The organism is Pseudomonas argentinensis, assembly GCF_001839655.2.
GTDB classification, from domain to species: Bacteria; Pseudomonadota; Gammaproteobacteria; order Pseudomonadales; family Pseudomonadaceae; genus Aquipseudomonas; species Aquipseudomonas argentinensis_B.
Genome location: NZ_CP056087.1, coordinates 378,372 through 401,897, shown reverse-complemented (window position 1 = coordinate 401,897; position 23,526 = coordinate 378,372). Strand labels below are relative to the sequence as shown.

The following is a 23,526-nucleotide window of genomic DNA, read 5'->3' as shown; positions in this document are numbered from 1 at the left end:
GGGCTTCGCTACGTCACCGTGCTGTAACTTTTCTGTCACATGAGCCGGCTAGATTGTCCGGCTCGTGAAACAGACGAAAAATACGGCGCGCTCATGGCCGCGCAGAGACGCTCTCCATTATGAATGACTTGGCAAGTGAACCCATGACCGCCTCTCCCAATTCCCTCGGGCTGGACTTCAACACGCCGGCCCTGAAACGCAAGCGGCGCATACGCGCCTTCAAGGATCGCCTGGCCCGCTGGTGCGTATCCATTGGCGGCCTGGCTGTATTGGGTGCCATTACCCTGATCTTCTTCTATCTTGCCTATGTCGTGTTGCCGATGTTCCAGGGCGCCGATCTCGAGAAACGCGATGCCGTTCAGCCAGCCTGGCTGGCCGATGCCGGCAAGCCCCTGCTGATGTCGCTGGAGGAGCAGAACCAGGTCGGCATGCGCCTGGCCAACGATGGCAAGATCCAGTTCTTCGATGCCAAGAGCATGGCAGCCCTGACCGCGATCGACCTGCCCCTGCCGGCCGGCACCGAAGTGGTTTCCGTCGGGCAGGATCAGCCAGGCAGCCACCGTGTCGCCCTTGGTCTGTCCAATGGCCAGGCGCTGGTGTTCGAACATGCCTACCGCATCACCTATCCCGATGACGTGAAGACCATCACGCCGTCCATCGCCTACCCCTTCGGTGAGGCGCCGCTGACCATCGATCCCCAAGGCCGTCCGCTGGAGCACATGGGCATCAGTGTGAACAGCGGCACGCTGCTGATCGCCGGCTCCGTGGGCAGCGAGCTGCAGGTGCTGAGCCTGAGCCGCGAGGAAAACATGATGACCGGCGAGGTCGAGGTCAGCGAGGAGCGCCTGGCGCTGCCGCAGATCGCCGAGCCAATCAAGGAGCTGATCATCGAGCCACGTCAGCACTGGCTGTTCGTGATCAACGGTCGCGCCACCGCCGATGTATTCGACCTGCGCGCCAAGGCCCTCAACGGCCGCTACAAGCTGCTCAACGATGGCGCTCGCGAAGTGACCCACGCCACCTCGCTGCTGGGCGGCATCTCGCTGCTCATCGGCGACAGCACCGGCGGTATCGGCCAGTGGTTCATGGTGCGCGACGAAGACGGCAAGTCCGAACTCAAGCAGGTGCGTGAATTCCAGATGGCCGACAGCCCGGTCAGCCAGATCCTCTCCGAGGAGCGTCGCAAGGGCTTCATCGCCCTGGACGAGAAGGGCAACCTGGGGATCTTCCACAGTACTGCGCACCGAACCCTGCTGGTCGAGCCGGTGGCCGAAGGCCACGACATCGCCGCGCTGTCGCCGCGAGCCAACCGTGCACTGGTCGAGGCCAATGGCAAGATCGAGCGTATCCTGATCGACAACCCCCACCCGGAGATTTCCTGGAGCTCGCTGTGGGGTAAGGTGTGGTACGAGAACTACGACAAGCCGGAGTACGTCTGGCAGTCGACCTCCGCCAGTACCGATGCCGAGCCCAAGCTGAGTCTGGCTCCGCTGGCCTTCGGTACCCTGAAAGCTGCCTTCTACGCCATGTTGCTGGCTGCGCCCCTGGCTATCGCCGCGGCGATCTATACTGCCTACTTCATGGCCCCGGCCATGCGCGGCAAGGTCAAGCCGGTCATCGAGCTGATGGAAGCGTTGCCGACGGTGATCCTCGGCTTCTTCGCCGGCCTGTTCCTGGCGCCCTACGTCGAAGGACACCTGCCCGGGATATTCAGTCTGCTGATCTTCACCCCGGTCGGCATCCTGCTGGCGGGTTTCCTCTGGTCCCGCCTGCCGGAGTCCATTCGCCTGCGCGTGCCGGATGGCTGGGAAGCAGCCTTGCTGATTCCGGTGATCCTGCTGGTCGGCTCGTTCTCCCTGAGCATGAGCGGGCACCTGGAAAACTGGCTGTTCGACGGCAACATGCGCGCCTGGCTGACCAATGACCTAGGCATTCCGTTCGACCAGCGCAACGCCCTGGTGGTTGGCCTGGCCATGGGCTTCGCAGTGATTCCGAACATCTACTCGATCGCCGAGGACGCCGTGTTCAGCGTGCCCAAGAGCCTGACCTTCGGTTCCCTGGCACTGGGTGCCACGCCCTGGCAGACCCTCACCCGCGTGGTGATCCTGACCGCCAGCCCGGGCATCTTTTCCGCGCTGATGATCGGCATGGGCCGCGCCGTCGGCGAGACCATGATCGTGCTGATGGCCACCGGCAACACGCCGATCATGGACATGAACATCTTCCAGGGCCTGCGCACCCTGGCGGCCAACGTGGCGGTGGAAATGCCCGAGTCGGAGGTCGGCGGTACGCACTATCGCGTGCTGTTCCTCTCCGCGCTGGTGCTGCTGACCTTCACGTTCTTCATGAACACCCTGGCCGAGCTGGTGCGTCAACGCCTGCGCGTCAAGTACGCATCGCTCTGAGGACTGCAAGACCATGTCCGTGAAACAGAACAACCTCAAATCCTGGTTCAAGAGCGGCTCGCCGTGGATCTGGATGAATGCCGGTGCGGTATCCATCGCCATCGTCATGGTCATTGGCCTGCTGGCGGTGATCGCCGTGCGCGGCCTGGCGCATTTCTGGCCGGCCGATATCGTCGAGGGCAGCTACCTGATACCCGGCCAGGCCGCCACGGTCATGGCCGGTGAAGTGGTGCAGAAGGAAGAGATTCCGCGCGCCCGCCTGGCCTCCGCCGGGCTGCCGGTGAACGTCGATGGTGGCGAGTTCATGACCCGTGAACTGCTCAAGGTGGGTAACCGTGACTTCTATGGCGCGGACTTCTCCTGGGTGGTCGGCGAATGGCTGACCGATCTGCGCAAGCCCAGGGACATGACTGCCTTCGAGCGGCGCGAGTGGGGCAACTTCTATGGCTATGTGGTCAACGTCAAGGAAGAGGGTCGCCTGGTCGCCGAAGGCGAGGCAGCCTGGCCGGAGCTGCAGAAGCGCCTGGCGCGTGTCGAAAAGCTGCACGGCGAAATCGTCAGGCTGGAAAAGCGCGATATCGGCCGTATCAACGCCGGTCTCGAGCGGGTCCGCCTGCAGACCCGCCGGCTGGAACTCGACGGTCAGCTGACCGAGGCCGCGCAAGCCGATCTGGCCGCCGAGCGCGCCCGCTGGGACGCCGAATACAAGGTCCTGGAGCAGGAGCTCAACGCCCGCCACCAGCAGTTCAACCGCGACAGCGTGACCGTGCGCTCGGCCGAAGGTCGCGAGCAGGAAATCAGCCTCGGCAAGGTGGTACGGGCCTATCGCCCCAACGCCATGACCACGCTGGACAAGCTCGGCTTCTACGGCAGCAAGCTGTGGGAGTTCGTCAGCGACGACCCGCGCGAAGCGAACACCGAGGGCGGGATCTTCCCGGCGATCTTCGGCACCATCATGATGACCCTGATCATGGCGGTGATCGTCACGCCATTCGGGGTGATTGCCGCCATCTACCTGCGCGAATACGCCAAGCAGGGCCCGTTGACCCGGGTGATCCGCATCGCGGTGAACAACCTGGCCGGTGTGCCGGCGATCGTCTACGGCGTATTCGGCCTGGGCTTCTTCGTCTATGTCCTGGGTGGCTCGATCGACCGCCTGTTCTTCCCGGAAGCCGCGCCAGCGCCGACCTTCGGCACCCCCGGCCTGCTGTGGGCCTCGCTGACCCTGGCGCTGCTCGCGGTACCGGTGGTGATCGTTGCCACCGAGGAAGGCCTGTCGCGTATCCCACGGGCATTGCGTGAGGGCTCCCTGGCCCTGGGCGCGACCAAGGTGGAGACCCTGTGGCGCGTGGTGCTGCCGATGGCCAGCCCGGCGATGATGACCGGCCTGATCCTCGCCGTGGCCCGCGCCGCCGGTGAAGTCGCGCCGCTGATGCTGGTGGGCGTGGTCAAGCTGGCGCCGAGCCTGCCGGTGGACGGCAACTACCCTTATCTGCACCTGGACCAGAAGATCATGCACCTGGGCTTCCATATCTTCGACGTCGGCTTCCAGAGCCCCAACGTCGAAGCGGCGCGCCCCCTGGTCTACGCTACAGCCTTGCTGCTGGTGCTGGTCATCGCGATTCTCAACCTGACGGCCATCTACCTGCGCAACCGCCTGCGCGAGAAATACAAGGCCTTGGATCATTAAATCCGAGCCGCAAGCCTCGAGCCGCAAGCTTCCCGCAGAAGCGTGGCGAAAGGGCTTGCAGCTTGTAGCTTGCAGCTTGCCGCTGCGAACGGAGTGAGCACCTATGCAACACGAAACCGCTACCCACGGCATCGATCTCGCGGCACTGGGCCGTGACAAGCAGAGCCTCGACCTGACCAAGGAAACCACGGCCATCGAAGTACCGGGCCTGAACCTGTTCTATGGCGACAAGCAGGCGCTGTACGACGTCAAGATGAACATCCCCAAGCAGCGTGTGACCGCCTTTATCGGCCCGTCGGGCTGCGGCAAGTCGACCCTGCTGCGCACCTTCAACCGGATGAACGATCTGGTCGACGGCTGCCGCGTGGAAGGCGAGATCAATATCGACGGCCGCAACATCTACCGCAAGGGCGAGGACGTCGCCGAGCTGCGTCGCCGCGTCGGCATGGTGTTCCAGAAGCCCAACCCGTTCCCCAAGAGCATCTACGAGAACGTGGTGTACGGCCTGCGCATCCAGGGTATCAACCAGAAGCGCGTCCTCGACGAGGCCGTCGAATGGGGCCTGAAGAGCGCCGCCCTGTGGGACGAAGTGAAGGATCGTCTGCACGAGTCGGCCCTCGGCCTGTCCGGCGGCCAGCAGCAGCGCCTGGTGATCGCCCGTACCGTGGCGGTGCAGCCCGAAGTGCTGCTGCTCGACGAGCCGTGCTCGGCCCTTGACCCGATCTCCACGCTGAAGGTCGAAGAGCTGATCTACGAATTGAAATCCAAGTACACCATCGTCATCGTGACCCACAACATGCAGCAGGCCGCGCGGGTGTCCGACTACACGGCGTTCATGTACATGGGCAAACTGATCGAGTTCGGTGACACCGACGCGCTGTTCACCAACCCGGCCAAGAAGCAGACCGAAGACTACATCACCGGCCGCTACGGTTAAGGCACGCGTTGCGTGCCAGCTACAGGCTACAGGCCGTAAGCCGATGCGCCGACTCGATGGTACAGACAATCACTGACAGCCTGCGGCCTGTAGCCTGCAGCCTGTGGCTCGCGGAGCGAACCCGATGATCAACAAAGACAGCCTGACCCACCATATCTCCCAGCAGTTCAACGCCGAGCTGGAGGAAGTGCGCAGCCACCTCCTGGCCATGGGTGGCCTGGTCGAGAAGCAGGTCAACGACGCGGTCACCTCGCTGATCGAGGCCGACTCCGGCCTGGCCCAGCAGGTGCGCGAGATCGATGACCAGATCAACCAGATGGAGCGCAACATCGACGAAGAATGCGTGCGCATTCTCGCCCGTCGCCAGCCGGCCGCCTCTGACCTGCGCCTGATCATCAGCATCTCCAAGTCGGTGATCGACCTGGAGCGCATCGGTGACGAAGCCACCAAGATCGCCAAGCGCGCGATTCTGCTCACCGAAGAGGGCGAGTCGCCACGCGGTTACGTCGAGGTTCGCCACATCGGCGACCAGGTGCGCAAGATGGTTCAGGAAGCACTGGACGCCTTCGCCCGTTTCGACGCCGACCTGGCCCTGTCGGTCGCCCAGTACGACAAGACCGTCGACCGCGAGTACAAGACCGCCCTGCGCGAGCTGGTCACCTTCATGATGGAAGACCCACGCTCGATCTCCCGCGTGCTCAACGTGATCTGGGCGCTGCGCTCCCTGGAGCGTATCGGCGACCACGCGCGCAACATCGCCGAACTGGTGATCTACCTGGTGCGCGGCACCGACGTCAAACACATCGGCCTGACCCGCATGCAGGAAGAAGTGCGGGGCGGCGCCAAGGAGTGATGGCGGTCCGGCGGGCGCAGGTCTGCGCAGCGAATGCTCTGGTTGTGCGCGCTCGCCCGGGGATGTGCTTTAGTGTTGGCAATGAGCCAGTGCACACGTCTATGCTAATGGCCATTCGAGGGAGTGGTCGATGAGCAAAGTCAGTGTACTGGTGGTGGACGACGCCACCTTTATCCGCGATCTGGTGAAGAAGGGGCTGCGTGACAACCTGCCCGGTATCCAGATCGAGGAAGCGGTCAACGGGCGCAAGGCCCAGCAGATTCTCGGCCGCAATCCGATCGATCTGATTCTCTGTGATTGGGAAATGCCGGAAATGTCCGGCCTCGAGCTGCTGCAATGGTGCCGCGAGCAGGATGCGCTGAAAGGCGTGCCCTTCATCATGGTCACCAGCCGTGGCGACAAGGAAAACGTGGTGCAGGCCATTCAGGCCGGCGTCTCCGATTTCATCGGCAAGCCGTTTTCCAACGAGCAACTGATCACCAAGGTCAAGAAAGCCCTGCAGCGCGCTGGCAAGCTGGCCGCGCTGATGTCGGCGGCACCGCCGAAGATGCTCAGCAGCGGTGCCTTTGCCAACGACTCGCTGGCCGCGCTGACGGGTGGCAAGACCGAAGTGGTGCGGCCTGCTGCGCCCACGCCTGCGGCAGCCTTTGCGCCGAATCCTGCAGCTGCGCCTGCCAAGGCTGCCGCGGCGCCAGCCGGGCGCGGCCAGGGGCAACTGCGTTTGCCGGGCGGCATGATGGCCTGCGTGGTCAAGGCCCTGAGCCTCAAGGAAGCGTTGCTGGTGGTCAAGCGAGGCGAATTGCTACCCCAGGTGCTGGAAAGTGCGGTGCTCGACCTCGAGCAGGGTGAAGCCTCGGAAGTGGCGCGGCTCAATGGCTACCTGCACAGCGTTTCCGCCTTCGAGCCCAAGCCGGACAGCGAATGGCTGCAGGTAGTGTTTCGCTTCGTCGACCGCGACCCACAGAAGATGGACTACCTGTCCCGCTTGATCGCCCGTGGTACCGCCCAGAAACACTTCTCCCCGGGCGCCTGATCAGGGCTGCCAGCCAGCTGCCGAGCGGCCATCGAGCACGCTTGGCTCTCGCTCAAGCCACTTCGTTGAGGTGGCGTTGCCAGGCTTCCGGAATCCGCTCCAGCCGTGGGTAGTTGATGGCATCGAGCTGCTGTGCCTGCAGCAGGAACGGCGTGTGGCGCAGATGCTCCGGCAGCTGGCGCAGCTCCGGTAGCCAAAGGCTCACGTACTCGCCCTTGGGGTCGTACTGGCGCGCCTGCTTGAGCGCATTGAAGGTGCGTTTGAGCCGAGGGTCGCTGCCCACACCCGCCAGGTACGCCCAGTTGCCCCAGTTGCTTGCCGGATCGTAGTCGATCAGGTGTTCCTCGAACCAGGCCGCGCCGTGGCGCCAGTCCTGCTGCAGATCGCTGACGAGGTAGCTGGCCACCACCTGGCGGCCGCGGTTGGACATATAGCCGGTGGCGATCAGCTCGCGCATGTTGGCATCCACCAGCGGCATGCCGGTGCGGCCCTGGGTCCAGTGCTCGAAACGCTCGTCGATCTGCTGCGGCGCCCGCTCGGTGGCTTTCAGGCCCCCGGCCTCGAACAGCGCCTGGCCATAACGCTGCAGGGTGCAGCGGAAGAATTCGCGCCACAGCAGTTCCAGCCACAGCCAGTAGGTCGACTCGTTGGCGCCATAAAGCGACTCATGGCGCCGCAACTCGGCCGCGGTGCGGCGTGGCGACAGCGAGCCATTGGCCAGCCAGGGCGAGAACTTGGAGGAGTACTCGCTGCCGATCATGCCATTGCGGGTGTCCTTGTAGGTACGCACGTGCTGGCTGTCCCACAGGTAATCGCGCAGGCGCGCCAGGGCGGCGGTTTCGCCACCGGAGAAGGGGAAGGCACTGGGTACCACGCTCAGGGCATCGCCCAGGCCCAGCTGCGACTGGGTGGGCAGGGCGTAGGCGTGGGCGTCCAGGCCTTCCGGCAAGGGTGGTAGCTGGTCGGGGGCCGCTTGCGGCTGGAACACGTACTGGCGGGCATCGATCAGCGCGCGGAACTGGCTGTAGACCTGGGGCAGCTGATCGAGCGGGCAGGGCAGCTCCGCTTCGCTGAACAGGCCATTGCCCTGGGCAGTGCGCAGCGGCACGCTGCCCAGGCTGTCACGCACGCGGGCGAGAACCGCACGTTCCTGCGGGGCGATTTCGTCGAGTGTCAGCACCTGACGGATGTCGAACTGACCGACCAGCTGGGTGATCACCTCTTCCGGCTTGCCGGTCGCCACCAGCAGCTTGGAGCCGCGCTGGCGCAGCGCGCTGTCCAGGGCGGTGAGGCTTTCCAGCAGGAAGCGTGCGCGATGCACGCCGATGCGCCGGCTGCCGAATTGGTCGAATTGCAGCAGTGCCGGGTCGAGCACGTAGAGCGGCAGCAGACAATTGGACGCGAGTGCGGCCTGCAGGGCGGGGTGATCATCGAGGCGAAGATCCTGTTTGAACCAGAGCAGCGCGCGCATGGCATGTTCCCTCATAGTCGACTCTATGTTGATCGCATAGAGGTACGACAAGTTCAGCACCGTCCGGCGGCGACCGGTGGTTATCGAAGACGGGTCGAGGGCGCGTTGCTGACTGACGCGAGCGGCTGCAGCCACTAGACTACGCGGCTGTTTTTCAGGAGCCCCGTACAATGGATATCTTCAGCATCGCCGTGTTGCTGTTTCTGGTCACCGATCCGTTCGGCAACATCGCCATCTTCATCGCTGCCCTGAAGAACGTCGCGCCCGAGCGCCGGCTGTGGGTGGCCGCGCGGGAGCTGCTGTTCGCCCTGGCGTTGCTGCTGCTGTTCCTTACCTTTGGTGACAAAGTGCTCAGCGCGCTGGGCCTGTCGCGGGAGGCAACGGCGATCGCCGGCGGTATCATCCTGTTCGTCATCGCCATGCGCTTGATCTTCCCCAGCCCCCAGGGCGTACTGGGCGACGTGCCGGACGGCGAGCCGATGCTGGTGCCGCTGGCCACCCCGGCGGTTGCCGGCCCCTCGGCCCTGGCGGTGCTGATGACCTTGCGCAACACCCACGAAGGCGCGCTCTGGGAGCTTTACCTGGCACTGATCATGGCCTGGGCCGCGACCGCATTCATCCTGTTGCAGGCTTCTTTCCTGCAGCGCTTCCTCGGCCCTCGCGGGCTGACCGCAGTGGAGCGACTGATGGGCATGTTGTTGATCATGCTCAGCGTCGACATGCTGCTGGACAACATTCAGAGCGTATTGCATATCCAGCCATGAAATTTCTCAGCCTTGCCTTGTTCGTACTCCTGCTCGCCGGCTGCAGCAGCGGCCCGCGCATCGACCACAGCTACACCGCCAGCGGGCAGAGCAGCCGCGTGCAGTACATCGTGCTGCACTACACCTCGGCCGACCTGCCGCGCTCGCTGCAGCTGCTGACCGAGGAAGAGGTCAGCGCCCACTACCTGATCAACGCCGTGCCGCCGACCATCTACCAGTTGGTCGACGAGAACCGCCGGGCCTGGCATGCCGGGGTCAGCGAGTGGCAGGGGCGCACCTGGCTCAACGGCACGACCATCGGCATCGAGCTGATCAACCAGGGCTATTTCGACACGCCCAGGGGCCGTTACTGGCAGCCCTATGCCCAGGCGCAGATCGACGCACTGATCGTGCTGCTCAAGGACATCATGCAGCGCCACAACCTGCCGCCGGGCAGCATCATCGGCCACAGCGATATCGCGCCGCAGCGCAAGGTGGATCCGGGCCCGCTGTTTCCCTGGAAGCAGCTGGCCGACGCCGGTCTGATGCCTTGGCCGAATGCCGAGGTGGTCGCTCGCCAACAGGCCGTGTTCAGCACCAGCCTACCGAGTGTCGCCTGGTTCCAGCAGCAATTGGCGGAACAGGGCTATGAGGTGCCGAGCACTGGCGTCCTGGACGAAGCCACGCGCAACGTGATTCGTGCTTTCCAGATGAAGTACCGACAGGCGCTCTACGACGGCCAGCCGGATGCGGAAACCGCAGCCCTGCTGCTGGAAGTCAACCGCCTGGCCAGGGGCTGAACCGCCCGCCGGGTAGGCCCGGGGGACTTACAGCGGCAGGGCGAGGTGAAAGCGCGCGCCCTGTCCCGGCTGGGATTCGGCGCCGATGCGCCCGCCATGTAACTGGACGATTTCCTTGCACAGCGCCAGGCCGAGGCCGGCGCCGCCCTTCTTGTGGCCGATCTGCACGAATGGCTCGAACAGGCGGGCCTGCTGGCCGTAGGCGATGCCTTCGCCTTCGTCCTCGACGCTGATCAGCAGGCGTTCGTCCTGGCGCTGGGCGGACAGTCGCAGGGTGCCACCTTCCGGGCTGTGGCGCAGGGCGTTGTCGATCAGGTGATCGAGCACCCGATCGATCTGCGCCCGGTCCAGGTGGGTTCGCGGCAAGGTATCGCCGACTTCCATTTCCATATGGATCTCGCGGGCCTGGGCCTTGCCGCGGTGGCGCCTGGCTGCGTTTTCGAGCAGCTCCGGGATGTCGCAGGGCGCCCGCTCGAGTTTCTGCACGCCGCTCTGGTAGCGCGAGAAATTCAGCAGATCCTCGATCAGGTGCACCAGCCGCTCCATTTCCTCGTCGACGATGCGCACCAGGTCGGCTTCGCGGGATTCCTCGGCGAACTTGCTGCGTTCACGCAGTAAACCAAAGGCCATGTGCATGCCGGTCACCGGCGTGCGCAGTTCATGGGAGGCGCGCAGCACGAACTCGTTACGCGCCCGTTCGAACGCGCGCTGCTCGGTCACGTCATGCAGCACCATCACCGCGCCGAGGATATGCCCCTGGCTGTGGCTCACCGGCGTCAGGCTGTAGTTGAGCAGGCGCGTCTCGCCATTGGCCTCGACCTGCAGATCCGCCAGGCGCTGCTCCAGGTTGTGTCCCAGGAGAACGTGCCGCAGTTGCTCGTCCAGCTCGGGGCGGCCCAGGGCCTGGCTCGGGCGTTGGCCGAGCGGCTGATCGTCCCAGCCCAGCTGGCGCTGGGCCACCGGATTGAAATGTTCGAGCAGGCCGTCACGGCCGAAGATCAGCAGGCCGTCGTCGATGCTGTCGAGCACCGCCTGCAGCCGTCGTTGCTCGGACATCAGTGCTTCGACGTTGCTGCTCTTGAGCTGGCGCAGGCTCTCGGCCATCAGGCCGAAGCGGCGGCTCAGTGCCGACAGTTCGGCAACCGGGGTGATCGGCAGGGTGACCTGGAAGTCGCCACGGCCGATCTGATCGGCGGCGCGGGCCAGGGCATCGATCGGCTGACCGACCCGGCGGGCGATGGTGTGCGCGGTGATGAAACCGATCACCAGCACCGCCAGACCGACCAGGCCCAGCAGCCCAGCGATCAGCCAGGCCCGTTCGTGGGACTGCGCCTCCGCTTCCTTGACGGTGGAGACGTAGTGAACCTGCAGGGAGTTGAGGCGATCGCGGACGGTTTCGATGGTCTTGGCGAAGTCGTCGTTGGTCAGCAACTCGTGACGGACCGTTATCGGGTCTTCGAGCAAGGTGCTGAACTTCTGGTAGGCCGTCTGGATCTCCACAATCGCCCGGCGGTCATTCTCGGTCATGCTGCCTTTCAGGCTGTCATCGAGCCAGCGGCGGATGCGCTGGTCGGACTCCTGCAGGCTCTGCACGGTGCGCTCGTCGAAGTCTTCGCCGAGCATCAGGAACAACTGCCGGCCCAGTTCCTGGCGTAGATCCAGGCTGGTGCTGATGACTTCCAGGTTGTGGGCCAGCGAGCGACTCTGGGACTGAGTCAGCTGCAGCACGCTGAAGATGCCCAGGCTCAGCCCCAGCAAGGCCACGGTAAGCAGCGCACTGGTGCTGAGAAACAGCTTGCTGCGCAGCTTCATAGGCCGAGCTGCTTGCGTTTGCGATACAGGGTCGAGGCATCGATGCCCAGGGTCTTGGCCGCCTGGTCCAGGGTGTCGCTGTTGGCCAGCACCGCGGCGATATGGGCTTTTTCCAGCTCCTCGAGGCTCAGGTCGGCACCCACCCGTGGCGCGCTGTTGGCGGCTGGCGCGCTCATGCCCAGGTGGGCGACTTCCACCCACTCGCCTGGGCAGATGATGCTGGCGCGCTCGATCACGTTGCGCAGCTCGCGGATGTTGCCGGGCCACTGGTAGGCGAGCAACGCCTTGACGGCGTCTTCGCTGAAGCCCCGCGCCGGGCGGGCGTAGTCCTTGACGAAGCGGGCCAGAAAGCGGTCGGCGAGGGTCAGTATGTCGTCGGCTCGTTCGCGCAGCGGCGGCAGGGTCAGGGTGATGACGTTGAGGCGATACAGCAGGTCTTCGCGGAAATGACCCTCCTTGACCATCTCGTTGAGATCACGGTTGGTCGCCGCGAGGATGCGCACGTCGGCGTGGCGAGTCACCGGGTCACCGACCCGTTCGTACTCCTTGTCCTGAATGAAGCGCAGCAGCTTGGGCTGCAGGGTCAGCGGGAAGTCGCCGATCTCGTCGAGGAACAGCGTGCCGCCGTCGGCCTGGTTGACTCGGCCCAGGGTGCTTTCGCTGGCGCCGGTGAACGCGCCGCGGCTGTGGCCGAACAGCTCGCTTTCCATCAGTTCGGCGGTCAGCGACGGGCAGTTGATGGTCACGCAGGACTTCTTGGCGCGGCGGCTCCAGCCGTGGATGGCGCGTGCCAGCTCGCCCTTGCCGGTGCCCGACTCGCCGAGGATGAGGATGTTGGCGTCGGTGGCGGCCACCTGCCGGGCGGTCTCCAGGATCGCCATCATCGCCGGGCTGTGCGAGTCGATGCCATCGCTGGGCTTGCGCACTTCGCCTTCCAGGGCTTCGAGGCGTGCGGACAGCTGGCGCACTTCCAGTTGCTTGGCGGCAGCCAGGCGCAACTGGTCGGGGCTGCACGGTTTGACCAGGTAATCGGCGGCGCCGGCCTGCATGGCGTCCACCGCACTGTCGATGGCCGAGTGCGCGGTGACGATCACCACCCGCATCCAGGGCGCCTGGACACGCATCTGGGCGAGCACGTCCAGGCCATTTTCATCCCCCAGGCGCAGATCGAGGAAGCACATGTCGAATACCTGGCGCTGCAGCAGCGATTCGGTTTGCGCGGCGCTGTTGGCGGTCGTGACCTGATAGCCCTCGTCCTCCAGGCAATAGCGGAAGGTACGCAGGATAGCCGCTTCGTCGTCGACCAATAGAATGCGTCCGCTCTGACCTGTTGCTTCCATTTACGTGCTCCATGGGGTGAATGGCAGAGATTATCGGGAAATCTTCGTGCAAGTTGCACGGCTAGTATGACGCGATCTTGCATCGTGCAAGCGGTCATTAGCCAGGCATTGGATTTAACCAGCTGATTTTAGTTGGTTTTTATTTTTACTGGTGGCTGGCATAGCCCTTGCGACGCTCCTCGGTCCGCTTGCGGGCAGCTTTTTTTGGCAAAGAAGGAGGCGTTACATGCTGTTGAGACAAAGCACGTTGGCCATGGCCGTTACCGGTCTGATCACCCTGGCTCCGCTCGTGCAGGCAGCCGAAGGCGACCTCTCGCGGCAATTGAGCGATGCCCGCCAGCAGGGGGCCATCGACACCGCATTCGCCCTTAATCGGCATCTCGACCCGTTCGATATCGCGGTGGCCGTGGAAGATGGCGTCGCCACCTTGACGGGAGTGGTGGAGAACACCGCCGAACAGGAACTTGCCAGCGAACTGGCAAGCAGCATCGAAGGGGTTCGCGAGGTCGATAATCAGTTGCAGATCGATCCCGACCTGGCCCCGCCAGTGATCGAAAAGCAGGCCAGGATCGTTACCGAAAAGACCCTGGCCCAACGCTTCGATGATGCGACCCTGGCCGCGACGGTGAAGTCCAAGCTGTTGTGGAACAGCAACACCGAAGGGCTCGACATCCAGGTGCGTGCCGAAAATGGCGTGGTCAGCCTCAGTGGCAATGCCGGAACGCCGGCTGCCAAGGAACTGGCCGGTGAACTGGTCACCAACACCGAAGGCGTGCGCGAGGTACACAACCACCTCAGCATCAACACGGCCGACAGTGCCACCGCCGAAGCGCAGAACGCCGCCAACGATGCAGCGGCCTCGATCAGCGACACCTGGATCACCAACAAGGTGATGGCCAGCTTCCTCTATAGCCGCAACCTCGACGCCCTGAACATCAAGGTCGATACCCGCGAGGGCTTCGTCAGTCTCAGCGGCACGGTGCTCAGCAATGCCGAAAAGCGCCTGGCCGTGGAAACTGCGCGCAACATCCGCGGGGTGCGTGGCGTCGACGCCGACGCACTGCGCATCGCCAGCTAATCACCCTCAGCACGGCGGGCCCTCCGGCTCGCATACTGCCCTATTCAGTGCCACCGGCGCTGCAGGCCTTACCAGGAGAGCCACCATGAGCCACAAGACAGAGCAATTGAACGAGCTGATCGCCATCATCCGCGACGGCCAGCGCTTCTACGAGCATGCCCACGACGAAATCAGCAATGAGCAACTCAAGGCCCTGTGCCGAGACATGGCCCAGGCCAAGCATCAGATTATCCAGGCGCTGTCCGTCAAGGTCGCGGCCAACCATGAGGAACCTACCGACAGCGGCACCCTCGTCGGCAAGCTGCGCCAGGCCTATGCCGATGCTCGCGCCACGTTATCGAGTGATGAGGAGACGACTTACGTCGCCCAGCTTGAAGAAGCCGAAGATCGCATTCTGGAGGCATTCGAAGACGCCATGGAAACCGCCCAACCAGACGTCCAGGCGCTGCTCGCGGTGGAGATGCCCAAGGTGCGCGCCTGTCATCAACGCATGCGCGAACTCAGGAACGCCTGATAGCGCTGTCTGCGGCGTCGTGCAGAACGCCCGAGCCGCAGGTGCGCATCGTGCAGGATGCCAATGATGGCATTTGGTTTATCTCTGTTAAGTATCTGTTTTTAAAAGGAATAGTTTTTTAAAAAAACTGGCACGCAGGCTGCAATTATCCCCTCATGAACTGAACGACAAGCCGTTCGTCGACGATCTTGAGGAGCCCAGCATGAACCTTCACCGCGCCCATACCGAGGTCCTGATTCTGGCCGTCGCTGCCGTACTGGTGCTGTTGGTGAGCGTGGCGACCAAGGCGCCTGAGCAGCACGTCCTGACGCCACAGGTGTCTGCCCAGGCGGTCATGCCCGTTTCGGTCGAAGGCTGGTCCGAAGCCCGCCCAGCCGCGATTCACGCGGCGGCCTCTCTGCAAACCATTAGCGCGTCGACGGCGCACAGCGACAGTGATTGGGTACGTGCCGACTCTGTTGAAGTGCCTGCCAAGCAAACCCGTTGGGTGTTCTGACAGCCCCCCTTCACCGACTTTTCAGTGTTACACCCGTAAGACCTCAAAAAACCAAGGAGAAACGCCATGCTGAGTTGGGCCATTACCTTTCTGATCATCGCCATTGTTGCCGCTGTACTGGGTTTCGGTGGTATCGCGGGCACTGCCACAGGTATCGCGAAAATCCTTTTCGTGGTGTTCCTGGTCATGTTCATCGTTTCCTTCATCATGGGCCGCCGCCCACGAGGCTAGGCGAGGCATGACCATGAATCGATTCAAGACGCTCGCTGCTGCCCTTATGCTGGGTGGCAGCGCGGCGGCCTTGGCCGCCAATACGGATGGTGCGTTCCGCCTCAACGAGCTGCTCGGGAGCAACCCGGACTATCGTGAAGCCTGGCAGGATCTGATTCAGGATGAGGAGCGTCTGCCCGAATGGGTGATCAACCTCAGTGGCGTAGCCACACCGATGAAAACCCTGGAAGAAGACGGTGACCAATATCTGGTCGGGCAGTTGTGCGAAACCTCGAACTGTTTCAATCAACGCCTATATGTCGCCTTCACACCAGACAAGGACGATGCTTACGCCCTCTGGGTACAGGTACCCGAAGGTCTGCCGAAGGACAAGGCGCCCAGTAAGCACGCTGACCTGCGCTGGCTCGGCGAGCCGGATGACGGCGTCAAGCAACTGCTACAGGAACAGTTGCAGAAAGATCCCGACTGGTACTGATGCTTATAACGGCGCCTTCTGGCGCCGTTGCTCCCTCTGTAGTCCCCAATCCGCATGCCGTTGCCTGCTTCTTCTCGAGCCGAGGCGCGCTATCATCAGCCGCTACGTTCAAGGGGGGTGACCTATGCTCAACGGCCTGTGGCTGAGCTTTTTCGTGGTGGCAGCGGTAGCGGGGCTCAGCCGTTGGTTGCTGGCGGACGACCCGGCGGTATTCGCCGCCATGGTGGAAAGCCTGTTCGCCATGGCCAAGCTTTCGGTCGAGGTGATGGTGGTGCTGTTCGGCACCCTGACCCTGTGGCTGGGGCTGCTGCGTATCGCCGAAAAGGCCGGCCTGGTAGATGCCCTGGCGCGCTTGCTCGGCCCGCTGTTCGCCCGGCTGATGCCCGAGGTGCCGCGTGGCCATCCGGCTCTCGGCCTGATCACCATGAACTTCGCCGCCAATGGCCTGGGCCTGGATAACGCCGCGACGCCCATCGGCCTCAAGGCCATGCGCGCCCTGCAGGATCTCAACCCCAGCAGCAACACGGCGAGCAATGCGCAGATTCTGTTTCTGGTGCTCAACGCCTCGTCGCTGACCCTGCTGCCGGTCACCATCTTCATGTACCGCGCCCAGCAGGGCGCACCGGATCCGACCCTGGTGTTCCTGCCGATCCTGCTGGCCACCAGTGCCTCGACGCTGGTCGGCCTGCTCTCGGTAGCTATCATGCAGCGCCTGCGCCTGTGGGATCCGGTGGTGTTGGCGTATCTGATCCCCGGTGCGCTGCTGCTGGGCAGCTTTATGGCGCTGCTTGCGGGCATGACGGCGACGGCCCTGGCGGCGCTGTCGTCGCTGCTCGGCAACCTGACGCTGTTCGGCGTGATCATCGCCTTTCTGGTCCTCGGTGCACTGCGCAAGATTCAGGTATACGAACAATTCATCGAGGGTGCCAGGGAAGGCTTCGATGTGGCCAAGAGCCTGCTGCCGTATCTGGTGGCGATGCTCTGCGCCGTCGGTGTGCTGCGTGCATCGGGAGCCCTGGAAATGGCGCTGGACGGCATTCGCTGGCTGGTCGCCTGGGGCGGCTGGGATACCCGCTTCGTCGACGCGCTACCCACCGCCATGGTCAAGCCGTTCTCTGGCAGCGCGGCACGTGCCATGCTGATCGAAACCATGCAGAGCCAGGGCGTCGACAGCTTCCCGGCGCTGGTGGCGGCCACCGTGCAGGGCAGTACCGAAACCACTTTCTACGTGCTGGCCGTGTACTTCGGTGCGGTGGGCATCCAGCGCGCCCGGCATGCCGTGGGATGCGCACTGCTCGCCGAACTGGCTGGGGTCATCGCGGCGATCGCGGTGTGTTACTGGTTCTTTGGTTGACCAGCGCTTTCGGGCATCTCTGAAGGCTGAGCCCCGGGCTGGGCTTCGGGCTCGTCTGGCTCGACAGCTGCCGGTGGCTCGGCCTCGCCGCTCGCAGGCGTTGCCGATTCCGGCTCCGTCGGCGCCTGATCCGCGCCCGCGGCGGGGCTTTGTCCAGCTGCCGTGTCAGGCGTCACCTCGAAACGCAGCACGCCGATCATCTGCCCGGCGTCGGTCAGCACCTGAATCTGCCAGTCACCCTCCACGTCCTGGGGGAAATTCTGCTTGTGCGTCCAGGCGCGGTAGCCTTTCTCGCGGCCGCCGTGGATATCTAGGGCAATGCGCTCCAGCTCCTGGCCGTTATGTTCCCAGACATGGTAGATGCGCTCGTCCAGGCCGCGTGGGGCGTTGATCGCCGTGTAGGCATACAGGCCGGTGCTGCGCAGCTGGCTGGCGGTCAGCTGATCGATGCCTTCGCCGGGCGAGCGGTTCTGGTTGTCGAACTCGGTGGTGATCGCCACCTCGGTCAGCCACAGCGTGGCTGGCGGCACCCAGGTACGGGTCACCCAGCCGAAGGCGCCGATGGCCAGGGTCAGGCCGACCAGCAGCAGGCCGCGCCACCATTTGCGCACGGTGATGATGCTGAACAGGCTCGGAAACGACAGCACCACCGCGGCGGCGAGCGAGTACTGATAGCTCTGGGTGGTGTTGAGCTTGAAGATGATCGGCAGCGCCGTGAGCATCACCGCGAACAGGGCCAGGGTGTGGTAGGCGAGAAAGATCCAGCGCCTGGGCGCCAGCCACTTGTAGTACAGCGGGTCGGTGATCGACACCAGCGCCGCCGCGGCCAGCAACCCGCTGAACAGGGCCTGGCTGCTGTTCCAGGTGGTGGTGATGAAGAAGAACGGCAGAACGAAGAACAGGCTTTCCTGGTGAATCATCTGCGTGGCGTAGCGCAGCAGCGGGCGCGGCAACTCGAAACCGAAGCGCGCGGCGATGCGTTCGCGCAGCACGTTTTCCAGAATCAGCCACAGCCAGCTGACCAGCAGGACCAGGGCCAGCACCTTGGCGAGCCCGGCCTGGCGGTCGACCAGCACGAAACTGGCGACACCGGAGAGAAACCCGAAAATGGCGATCACGCCCGGATGGCGCTGCATCAGCGCGATGATCCGGAACACAAGGGTCTTGCTGGAGGCGATTAGGGACAAGGCAGTTCTGGCAGTCATCTAGATCGATGCGCAGGATACTGCATTTGCCCAAACTTGAGGCTTCCGCCGATCAGCCGTGATGGAGGCTATTTACGGATGCCATGAACCCTTCCATGTTGCCAGGGCTACGTAGGCAGCTCTCTGGTGGGAGCCGTCGTTGGTGCGCATTTTTTCTGTGGGAACGAGCCATGCCCGTGATTCTCGCGCATGGACCCCGCCCGCTCCCACAAAAAGCGGACCAATGCCTACTCTTACCATTTTGCAGCTAAACGCCGTTTCTTCAGTGTACCTCCCGATACTGCTTCGCCTCGGCCAACAACCAGTCCCGAAAGGCTTGCAACGCCGCCGACTCGACCTTGCGCTCCGGTACCGTCAGGTAATAGGCGCGGCCGCCGTCGGGTACCGGACGGTCGAGGACGACCATCAGGCTGCCATCGGCCAGTTCCCGCTGGATAAGAAAGGGCGGGATCAGTGCCACGCCCATCTCGTGGCGGGCCGCCTGGGCAAGCATCGAGAACAGTTCCAGGCGCGGCCCGGTCATGTCGCGGCTGACGTTCAGCCCCTGGGCGGCGAACCACTGGCGCCAGGCATAGGGGCGGGTGCTCTGCTGCAGCAGCGGCAGCTCGGCGATGCGCTCGGCACTGGCCGGCTGGCCGCCGAGCAGCGCCGGGCTGCACACCGGCATCAGGTGCTCGTGCATCAGGAAATGCGCTTCGGTACCCGACCAGTCGCCATCGCCAAAGTAGATCGCCGCGTCGAAGCCGGTATCGGCGAACAGGAACGGGCGGGTGCGGTTGGTCAGGTGCACGGTGACCTCCGGGTGCAGGCGCTGGAAATCCTTCAGGCGCGGCAGCAGCCACTGCGTCGCGAAGGTCGGCACCACGGCCAGCTCCAGGCCCATGGCGCCCTGGGCACCCATCAGCGCCAGGGTGTCGCGCTCCACCGCATCGAGCTGCGCCGCGACCTTGGCCGCGTAGGCGGTGCCTGCTTCGGTCAGCAGCACGCCACGGCGCGAGCGGCGAAACAGCTCCACGCCGAGAAATGCCTCCAGGCCGGCGATCTGCCGGCACACCGCGCCCTGGGTCAGCGCCAGTTCGTCGGCGGCGCGGGTGAAACTCTGGTGGCGAGCCGAGGCCTCGAAGGCGACCAGCGCCGCCGTGCTGGGAATCTTGCGCCGCATGTGCAAACGCCTCACTCATGAGTGGTTATTCGGGTTCCCCAGGCTATCTCGGAGTGAGTTTTTTGCACAGTGGCGTGCGGATTAGTCGTTTGCGGCCAGCCGACTAGGCTCTTAGGCTGAGCCCACTAGGTTACTGCCCGAGGATTTTGCGATGGCCGCCAAGGCAAGCTTCAACTGGATCGACCCGCTGCTGCTCGACCAGCAGCTCAGCGAAGAAGAGCGCATGGTGCGTGACAGCGCCGAGCAGTTCGCCGCCGACAAGCTGGCGCCGCGGGTGCTCGAAGCCTTCCGTCACGAGAAGACCGACCCGGCGATCTTCCGCGAGATGGGCGAAACCGGCCTGCTCGGCGCCACCATTCCCGAAGCCTATGGCGGCAGCGGCCTCAACTATGTGTGCTACGGGCTGATCGCCCGCGAGGTGGAGCGTATCGACTCCGGCTACCGCTCGATGATGAGCGTGCAGTCATCGTTGGTGATGGTGCCGATCAATGAATTCGGCAGCGAAGCCACCAAGCAGAAATACCTGCCCAAGCTGGCCACCGGCGAATATATCGGCTGCTTCGGCCTTACTGAGCCGAACTACGGCTCCGATCCGGGCTCGATGATCACCCGCGCCAGGAAGGTCGACGGCGGCTATCGCCTGAGCGGCAGCAAGATGTGGATCACCAATTCGCCCATCGCCGATGTCTTCGTGGTCTGGGCCAAGGATGACGCCGGCGAGATCCGCGGCTTCGTGCTGGAGAAGGGCTGGGAAGGTCTCTCGGCGCCTGCCATTCACGGCAAGGTCGGCCTGCGTGCGTCGATCACCGGCGAGATCGTCATGGACAACGTGTTCTGCCCTGAAGAGAACGCCTTCCCGGACGTGCGCGGCCTGCGCGGCCCGTTCACCTGCCTGAACTCCGCCCGCTATGGCATCAGCTGGGGCGCCTTGGGCGCCGCCGAAGCCTGCTGGCACACGGCGCGCCAGTACACCCTGGACCGTCAGCAGTTCGGCCGCCCATTGGCAGCCAACCAGCTGATCCAGAAGAAGCTCGCCGATATGCAGACCGAAATCACCCTGGCCCTGCAAGGCTGCCTGCGCCTGGGGCGGATGAAGGACGAAGGCACGGCGGCGGTGGAAATCACCTCGATCATGAAGCGCAACAGCTGCGGCAAGGCGCTGGATATTGCCCGGATGGCTCGCGACATGCTCGGCGGTAACGGCATCAGCGACGAGTTCGGCGTGGCCCGCCACCTGGTCAACCTCGAGGTGGTCAACACCTATGAAGGCACCCACGACGTGCACGCGCTGATTCTGGGGCGGGCGCAGACGGGCATCCAGGCCTTCTTCTAATACCCGGCTCTGAGCTGTCTATTGTTCCCCCGTCGAACCGTCCGCGTGGGAACGCTGCCGGTGACGCCCTGCGTCCACCCTTGTACGAGGCCTCTGCGATGTCCGGTGCCCTGTCCCATCTGCGTGTGCTCGACCTGTCCCGCGTGCTCGCCGGCCCCTGGTGCGGGCAGAACCTGGCCGACCTTGGCGCCGAGGTGATCAAGGTCGAGCGCCCCAAGGTCGGTGATGACACCCGCCATTGGGGGCCGCCCTACCTGCGTGATAGCAAGGGGCGCGATACCAGCGAGGCGGCCTATTTCCTCGCGGCCAACCGCAACAAGCAGTCGCTGACCCTGGATTTCACCCAGGCCGAGGGCCAGCGCCTGGTGCGCGAGCTGGCGGCCAAGTCGGACATCCTTGTCGAGAACTTCAAGGTCGGCGGGCTGGCGGCCTACGGGCTGGATTACGCCAGCCTCGAGGCGATCAACCCCCGGCTGATCTATTGCTCCATCACCGGTTTCGGCCAGAGCGGCCCCTATGCCAAGCGGGCCGGTTACGACTTCATGATCCAGGGTCTGGGCGGCCTGATGAGCCTGACCGGCCAGCCCGACGGTAGCGACGGCGCGGGCCCGGTGAAGGTCGGCGTGGCGCTGACCGATATCCTCACCGGGTTGTACGCCACGGTCGCCGTGCTCGCCGCATTGGCGCACCGGGAGAAGACCGGCGAAGGCCAGCACATCGACATGGCCCTGCTCGACGTGCAGGTGGCGTGCCTGGCCAATCAGGCGATGAACTACCTCACCACCGGCGTTTCGCCGAAGCGCCTGGGCAATGCCCATCCGAATATCGTGCCCTACCAGGCCTTCCCGACGGCCGACGGCGACCTGATCCTTACCGTCGGCAACGACAGCCAGTTCCGCAAATTCTGCGAGGTGGCCGGCCATCCCGAGTGGGGCGTGGACCCGCGTTTCGCCAGCAACGGCCAACGTGTCGCCCACCGGGCCGAGCTGATCCCGCTGATCCGCCAGGCCACGGTGTTCCGCACCACGGCTGCGTGGGTGACGCTGCTCGAGGCCGCGGGCGTGCCGTGCGGCCCGGTCAACGATCTGCAGCAGGTATTCGCCGATCCCCAGGTGATTGCCCGGGGCCTGCGGCTCGACCTGGCGCATCCCCTGGCGGGCAGTACGCCCCAGGTGGCCAGCCCCCTGCGCCTGTCGGCCAGCCCCGTCGAGTACCGCCAGGCGCCGCCGCTGCTGGGTGAGCATACCGAGCGGGTGCTAGGCGAGGTGCTGGGGCTGGACGCCGGGCAGATCGAGGCGCTGCGCAGCCAGGGCGTGATCTGACCTATCTCCAGCGCCCCAGGGACATCGGCGTCAGGCGTCCAGCTGGGAGGCGGGGCCGAAGAACTCGTAGCGGCACTGTCCAGCGGGTACGCCCAGATCGTTCAGATGCCGTTTCACCTGCGCCATAAAGGGCTTGGGCCCCAGGAAGTAGGCATCCAGATCACGATCCTCGGGCAGCCACTCGGCCAGCTGCTCGCGGCTAACCACGCCCTGGGCATGGGGCTGGTCACCGTCGCGCGGGTCGCTGTAGCAGAAGCGATAGCTGATCTGCGGGTAGTCGCGGCTCTGCGCCTCGATCCACTGCCTGAACGCATGCACACCGCCGTGGCGGGCATAATGGATGAAGTGAATGGGCCGGCCGCTCTCGCGGGCCGCTTCCACCATCGCCAGCGCCGGGGTGATGCCTACGCCTGCGGTGATCAACGCCAGGGGCTTGCTTGAGGGGCGTAGCACGAAGTCGCCCGCCGGCGGGAACAGCTCCAGGGTATCGCCGACCTGAATACGGTCGTGCAGGTAGTTGGAGACCTTGCCGTCGGTTTCGCGCTTGACGCTGATCCGGTACTGGCGACCATTGCCCCGAGCGGATAGCGAGTAGTTGCGGCGCTGCTCCTGGCCGTCGATGACCATGCGCAGGCCGATGTATTGCCCCGGCTGTTGAAGCAGCACCGTACCGCCGTCCACTGGCGCCAGAAGGAACGAGGTGATCTCTTCGCTCTCGGGCGTCTTGGCCACTACCTTGAAGTCCCGCGAGCCGCGCCATCCCCCCGGCGCCTGTTCGTGCTCCTTATAAGCACTTTCCTCCGCACCGATCAGAATGTCTGCCAGTTGCCCGTAAGCCACGCCCCAGGCCTGGATCACTTCATCGGTGGCGGTCTCCTCGCCCAGCACTTCGCGAATGGCGCGCAGCAGGCAGCTGCCCACGATCGGGTAATGTTCCGGGAGGATCTGCAGCGCCACGTGCTTGTTGACGATCTGGCTCACCAGCGGGCCGAGCGCTTCGAGGCGATCGATGTGGCGGGCATACATCAGGACCGCATTGGCCAGCGCACGCTGCTGGGCACCGCTGGCCTGGTGGGCCTGGTTGAACAGCGGACGTACCTCGGGATACTCCTCCAGCATCATCGCGTAGAAGTGCCGGGTCAGGGCTTCGCCCCCGGTTTCCAGCAACGGGACGGTGGCTTTGATGATGGCGCGTTGTTGGTGGCTCAGCATGGTGATGGTTTCCTGTGGCAAGGCATGAATGGGATCTGCCATGGCCATTACATATCCCGT

At 64.3% G+C, this 23,526-nt stretch carries 21 protein-coding genes; 15 read left to right on the top strand and 6 right to left on the bottom strand.

Features of this window, described 5'->3' with window-relative positions:
- Nucleotides 1-119 precede the first annotated feature (119 nt).
- From SA190iCDA_RS01835 to SA190iCDA_RS01815, 5 genes are all read left to right on the top strand, one after another.
- On the top strand, nucleotides 120-2,405 hold the full coding sequence (locus SA190iCDA_RS01835) for an ABC transporter permease subunit (RefSeq protein ID WP_070884707.1): 2,286 nt from the start codon (nucleotides 120-122) through the stop codon (nucleotides 2,403-2,405).
- Between the two features lie 13 nt (nucleotides 2,406-2,418).
- On the top strand, nucleotides 2,419-4,095 hold the full coding sequence (gene pstA / locus SA190iCDA_RS01830; protein ID WP_170833922.1) for a phosphate ABC transporter permease PstA: 1,677 nt from the start codon (nucleotides 2,419-2,421) through the stop codon (nucleotides 4,093-4,095).
- Between the two features lie 103 nt (nucleotides 4,096-4,198).
- The gene (pstB, locus tag SA190iCDA_RS01825; protein ID WP_070884706.1) at nucleotides 4,199-5,032 is read left to right on the top strand and encodes a phosphate ABC transporter ATP-binding protein PstB; all 834 of its coding nucleotides are present in this window, start codon (nucleotides 4,199-4,201) and stop codon (nucleotides 5,030-5,032) included.
- 124 nt (nucleotides 5,033-5,156) lie between these two features.
- Entirely contained in the window at nucleotides 5,157-5,885 is a 729-nt protein-coding gene (gene phoU, locus SA190iCDA_RS01820; protein WP_070884705.1) for a phosphate signaling complex protein PhoU, read from the top strand.
- Nucleotides 5,886-6,015: 130 nt separating this feature from the next.
- Entirely contained in the window at nucleotides 6,016-6,918 is a 903-nt protein-coding gene (locus SA190iCDA_RS01815) for a response regulator (protein WP_070884704.1), read from the top strand.
- Nucleotides 6,919-6,970: 52 nt separating this feature from the next.
- On the opposite strand, the gene SA190iCDA_RS01810 is transcribed toward SA190iCDA_RS01815, so the two are convergent.
- Nucleotides 6,971-8,389, bottom strand: coding sequence for a DASH family cryptochrome (locus SA190iCDA_RS01810; RefSeq protein ID WP_070884703.1), 1,419 nt, complete (start codon nucleotides 8,387-8,389; stop codon nucleotides 6,971-6,973).
- Between the two features lie 170 nt (nucleotides 8,390-8,559).
- Here SA190iCDA_RS01810 and SA190iCDA_RS01805 point away from each other — a divergent pair, with 170 nt between their 5' ends.
- Both SA190iCDA_RS01805 and SA190iCDA_RS01800 read left to right on the top strand, forming a co-directional pair.
- Nucleotides 8,560-9,153, top strand: coding sequence for a MarC family protein (locus SA190iCDA_RS01805; protein ID WP_070884702.1), 594 nt, complete (start codon nucleotides 8,560-8,562; stop codon nucleotides 9,151-9,153).
- Entirely contained in the window at nucleotides 9,150-9,932 is a 783-nt protein-coding gene (locus tag SA190iCDA_RS01800) for an N-acetylmuramoyl-L-alanine amidase (RefSeq protein ID WP_070884701.1), read from the top strand. The genes SA190iCDA_RS01805 and SA190iCDA_RS01800 overlap by 4 nt, the downstream gene beginning before the upstream one ends.
- A gap of 27 nt (nucleotides 9,933-9,959) precedes the next feature.
- Here SA190iCDA_RS01800 and SA190iCDA_RS01795 read toward each other — a convergent pair whose 3' ends face one another.
- Nucleotides 9,960-11,744: a KinB sensor domain-containing domain gene (locus SA190iCDA_RS01795; protein ID WP_070884700.1), complete on the bottom strand. Its 1,785-nt coding sequence runs from the start codon at nucleotides 11,742-11,744 to the stop codon at nucleotides 9,960-9,962.
- Nucleotides 11,741-13,084, bottom strand: coding sequence for a sigma-54-dependent response regulator transcription factor AlgB (gene algB, locus SA190iCDA_RS01790; RefSeq protein ID WP_070884699.1), 1,344 nt, complete (start codon nucleotides 13,082-13,084; stop codon nucleotides 11,741-11,743). Before algB ends, SA190iCDA_RS01795 begins: the two co-directional genes overlap by 4 nt.
- A gap of 226 nt (nucleotides 13,085-13,310) precedes the next feature.
- Here algB and SA190iCDA_RS01785 point away from each other — a divergent pair, with 226 nt between their 5' ends.
- The 6 genes from SA190iCDA_RS01785 to SA190iCDA_RS01760 all read left to right on the top strand — a co-directional run bounded on the left by SA190iCDA_RS01785 (nucleotide 13,311) and on the right by SA190iCDA_RS01760 (nucleotide 17,232).
- Nucleotides 13,311-14,162: a BON domain-containing protein gene (locus tag SA190iCDA_RS01785; RefSeq protein WP_070884698.1), complete on the top strand. Its 852-nt coding sequence runs from the start codon at nucleotides 13,311-13,313 to the stop codon at nucleotides 14,160-14,162.
- Between the two features lie 85 nt (nucleotides 14,163-14,247).
- Nucleotides 14,248-14,676 (top strand): ferritin-like domain-containing protein, encoded by a 429-nt coding sequence (locus tag SA190iCDA_RS01780; protein WP_070884697.1) that lies wholly within the window; start codon nucleotides 14,248-14,250, stop codon nucleotides 14,674-14,676.
- 202 nt (nucleotides 14,677-14,878) lie between these two features.
- The gene (locus SA190iCDA_RS01775) at nucleotides 14,879-15,172 is read left to right on the top strand and encodes a hypothetical protein (protein ID WP_070884696.1); all 294 of its coding nucleotides are present in this window, start codon (nucleotides 14,879-14,881) and stop codon (nucleotides 15,170-15,172) included.
- Nucleotides 15,173-15,238: 66 nt separating this feature from the next.
- A complete protein-coding gene (locus tag SA190iCDA_RS01770) occupies nucleotides 15,239-15,403 on the top strand; it encodes a DUF1328 domain-containing protein (protein WP_013789335.1) in 165 nt (54 codons plus the stop codon).
- Between the two features lie 7 nt (nucleotides 15,404-15,410).
- Nucleotides 15,411-15,878: an inhibitor of vertebrate lysozyme family protein gene (locus SA190iCDA_RS01765; protein WP_083329734.1), complete on the top strand. Its 468-nt coding sequence runs from the start codon at nucleotides 15,411-15,413 to the stop codon at nucleotides 15,876-15,878.
- Nucleotides 15,879-16,002: 124 nt separating this feature from the next.
- Complete coding sequence (locus SA190iCDA_RS01760) at nucleotides 16,003-17,232, top strand: nucleoside recognition domain-containing protein (protein ID WP_070884695.1); 1,230 nt, start codon at nucleotides 16,003-16,005, stop codon at nucleotides 17,230-17,232.
- Here SA190iCDA_RS01760 and SA190iCDA_RS01755 read toward each other — a convergent pair.
- Nucleotides 17,214-18,368: a DUF5924 family protein gene (locus SA190iCDA_RS01755; protein ID WP_236101202.1), complete on the bottom strand. Its 1,155-nt coding sequence runs from the start codon at nucleotides 18,366-18,368 to the stop codon at nucleotides 17,214-17,216. The genes SA190iCDA_RS01760 and SA190iCDA_RS01755 overlap by 19 nt on opposite strands.
- 331 nt (nucleotides 18,369-18,699) lie before the next feature.
- Nucleotides 18,700-19,599 carry a LysR family transcriptional regulator gene (locus SA190iCDA_RS01750; protein ID WP_070884693.1) on the bottom strand — a complete coding sequence of 300 codons (900 nt, stop codon included), beginning with the start codon at nucleotides 19,597-19,599 and terminating at the stop codon, nucleotides 18,700-18,702.
- Nucleotides 19,600-19,750: 151 nt separating this feature from the next.
- Between SA190iCDA_RS01750 and SA190iCDA_RS01745 the strand changes: the two genes are divergently transcribed.
- Together SA190iCDA_RS01745 and SA190iCDA_RS01740 are read left to right on the top strand one after the other, a co-directional pair.
- On the top strand, nucleotides 19,751-20,932 hold the full coding sequence (locus SA190iCDA_RS01745) for an acyl-CoA dehydrogenase (protein WP_070884692.1): 1,182 nt from the start codon (nucleotides 19,751-19,753) through the stop codon (nucleotides 20,930-20,932).
- Between the two features lie 98 nt (nucleotides 20,933-21,030).
- Nucleotides 21,031-22,254 (top strand): CaiB/BaiF CoA transferase family protein, encoded by a 1,224-nt coding sequence (locus tag SA190iCDA_RS01740; RefSeq protein WP_070884691.1) that lies wholly within the window; start codon nucleotides 21,031-21,033, stop codon nucleotides 22,252-22,254.
- Nucleotides 22,255-22,284: 30 nt separating this feature from the next.
- Here SA190iCDA_RS01740 and hmpA read toward each other — a convergent pair whose 3' ends face one another.
- A complete protein-coding gene (hmpA, locus tag SA190iCDA_RS01735; protein WP_070885245.1) occupies nucleotides 22,285-23,466 on the bottom strand; it encodes an NO-inducible flavohemoprotein in 1,182 nt (393 codons plus the stop codon).
- Nucleotides 23,467-23,526: the final 60 nt, after the last annotated feature.

Bases quoted from the DNA above. Each gene is read 5' to 3' on its own strand.
- pstB (WP_070884706.1), top strand. From the start codon at position 4,199: ATGCAACACGAAACCGCTACCCACGGCATCGATCTCGCGGCACTGGGC.
- SA190iCDA_RS01835 (WP_070884707.1), top strand. From the start codon at position 120: ATGAATGACTTGGCAAGTGAACCCATGACCGCCTCTCCCAATTCCCTC.
- SA190iCDA_RS01745 (WP_070884692.1), top strand. From the start codon at position 19,751: ATGGCCGCCAAGGCAAGCTTCAACTGGATCGACCCGCTGCTGCTCGAC.
- SA190iCDA_RS01785 (WP_070884698.1), top strand. From the start codon at position 13,311: ATGCTGTTGAGACAAAGCACGTTGGCCATGGCCGTTACCGGTCTGATC.
- pstA (WP_170833922.1), top strand. From the start codon at position 2,419: ATGTCCGTGAAACAGAACAACCTCAAATCCTGGTTCAAGAGCGGCTCG.
- SA190iCDA_RS01815 (WP_070884704.1), top strand. From the start codon at position 6,016: ATGAGCAAAGTCAGTGTACTGGTGGTGGACGACGCCACCTTTATCCGC.
- SA190iCDA_RS01775 (WP_070884696.1), top strand. From the start codon at position 14,879: ATGAACCTTCACCGCGCCCATACCGAGGTCCTGATTCTGGCCGTCGCT.
- SA190iCDA_RS01765 (WP_083329734.1), top strand. From the start codon at position 15,411: ATGACCATGAATCGATTCAAGACGCTCGCTGCTGCCCTTATGCTGGGT.
- phoU (WP_070884705.1), top strand. From the start codon at position 5,157: ATGATCAACAAAGACAGCCTGACCCACCATATCTCCCAGCAGTTCAAC.
- SA190iCDA_RS01770 (WP_013789335.1), top strand. From the start codon at position 15,239: ATGCTGAGTTGGGCCATTACCTTTCTGATCATCGCCATTGTTGCCGCT.
- SA190iCDA_RS01740 (WP_070884691.1), top strand. From the start codon at position 21,031: ATGTCCGGTGCCCTGTCCCATCTGCGTGTGCTCGACCTGTCCCGCGTG.
- SA190iCDA_RS01755 (WP_236101202.1), bottom strand. From the start codon at position 18,368: ATGCAGCGCCATCCGGGCGTGATCGCCATTTTCGGGTTTCTCTCCGGT.
- SA190iCDA_RS01795 (WP_070884700.1), bottom strand. From the start codon at position 11,744: ATGAAGCTGCGCAGCAAGCTGTTTCTCAGCACCAGTGCGCTGCTTACC.
- hmpA (WP_070885245.1), bottom strand. From the start codon at position 23,466: ATGCTGAGCCACCAACAACGCGCCATCATCAAAGCCACCGTCCCGTTG.
- SA190iCDA_RS01805 (WP_070884702.1), top strand. From the start codon at position 8,560: ATGGATATCTTCAGCATCGCCGTGTTGCTGTTTCTGGTCACCGATCCG.
- algB (WP_070884699.1), bottom strand. From the start codon at position 13,084: ATGGAAGCAACAGGTCAGAGCGGACGCATTCTATTGGTCGACGACGAA.
- SA190iCDA_RS01800 (WP_070884701.1), top strand. From the start codon at position 9,150: ATGAAATTTCTCAGCCTTGCCTTGTTCGTACTCCTGCTCGCCGGCTGC.
- SA190iCDA_RS01780 (WP_070884697.1), top strand. From the start codon at position 14,248: ATGAGCCACAAGACAGAGCAATTGAACGAGCTGATCGCCATCATCCGC.
- SA190iCDA_RS01760 (WP_070884695.1), top strand. From the start codon at position 16,003: ATGCTCAACGGCCTGTGGCTGAGCTTTTTCGTGGTGGCAGCGGTAGCG.
- SA190iCDA_RS01750 (WP_070884693.1), bottom strand. From the start codon at position 19,599: ATGCGGCGCAAGATTCCCAGCACGGCGGCGCTGGTCGCCTTCGAGGCC.
- SA190iCDA_RS01810 (WP_070884703.1), bottom strand. From the start codon at position 8,389: ATGCGCGCGCTGCTCTGGTTCAAACAGGATCTTCGCCTCGATGATCAC.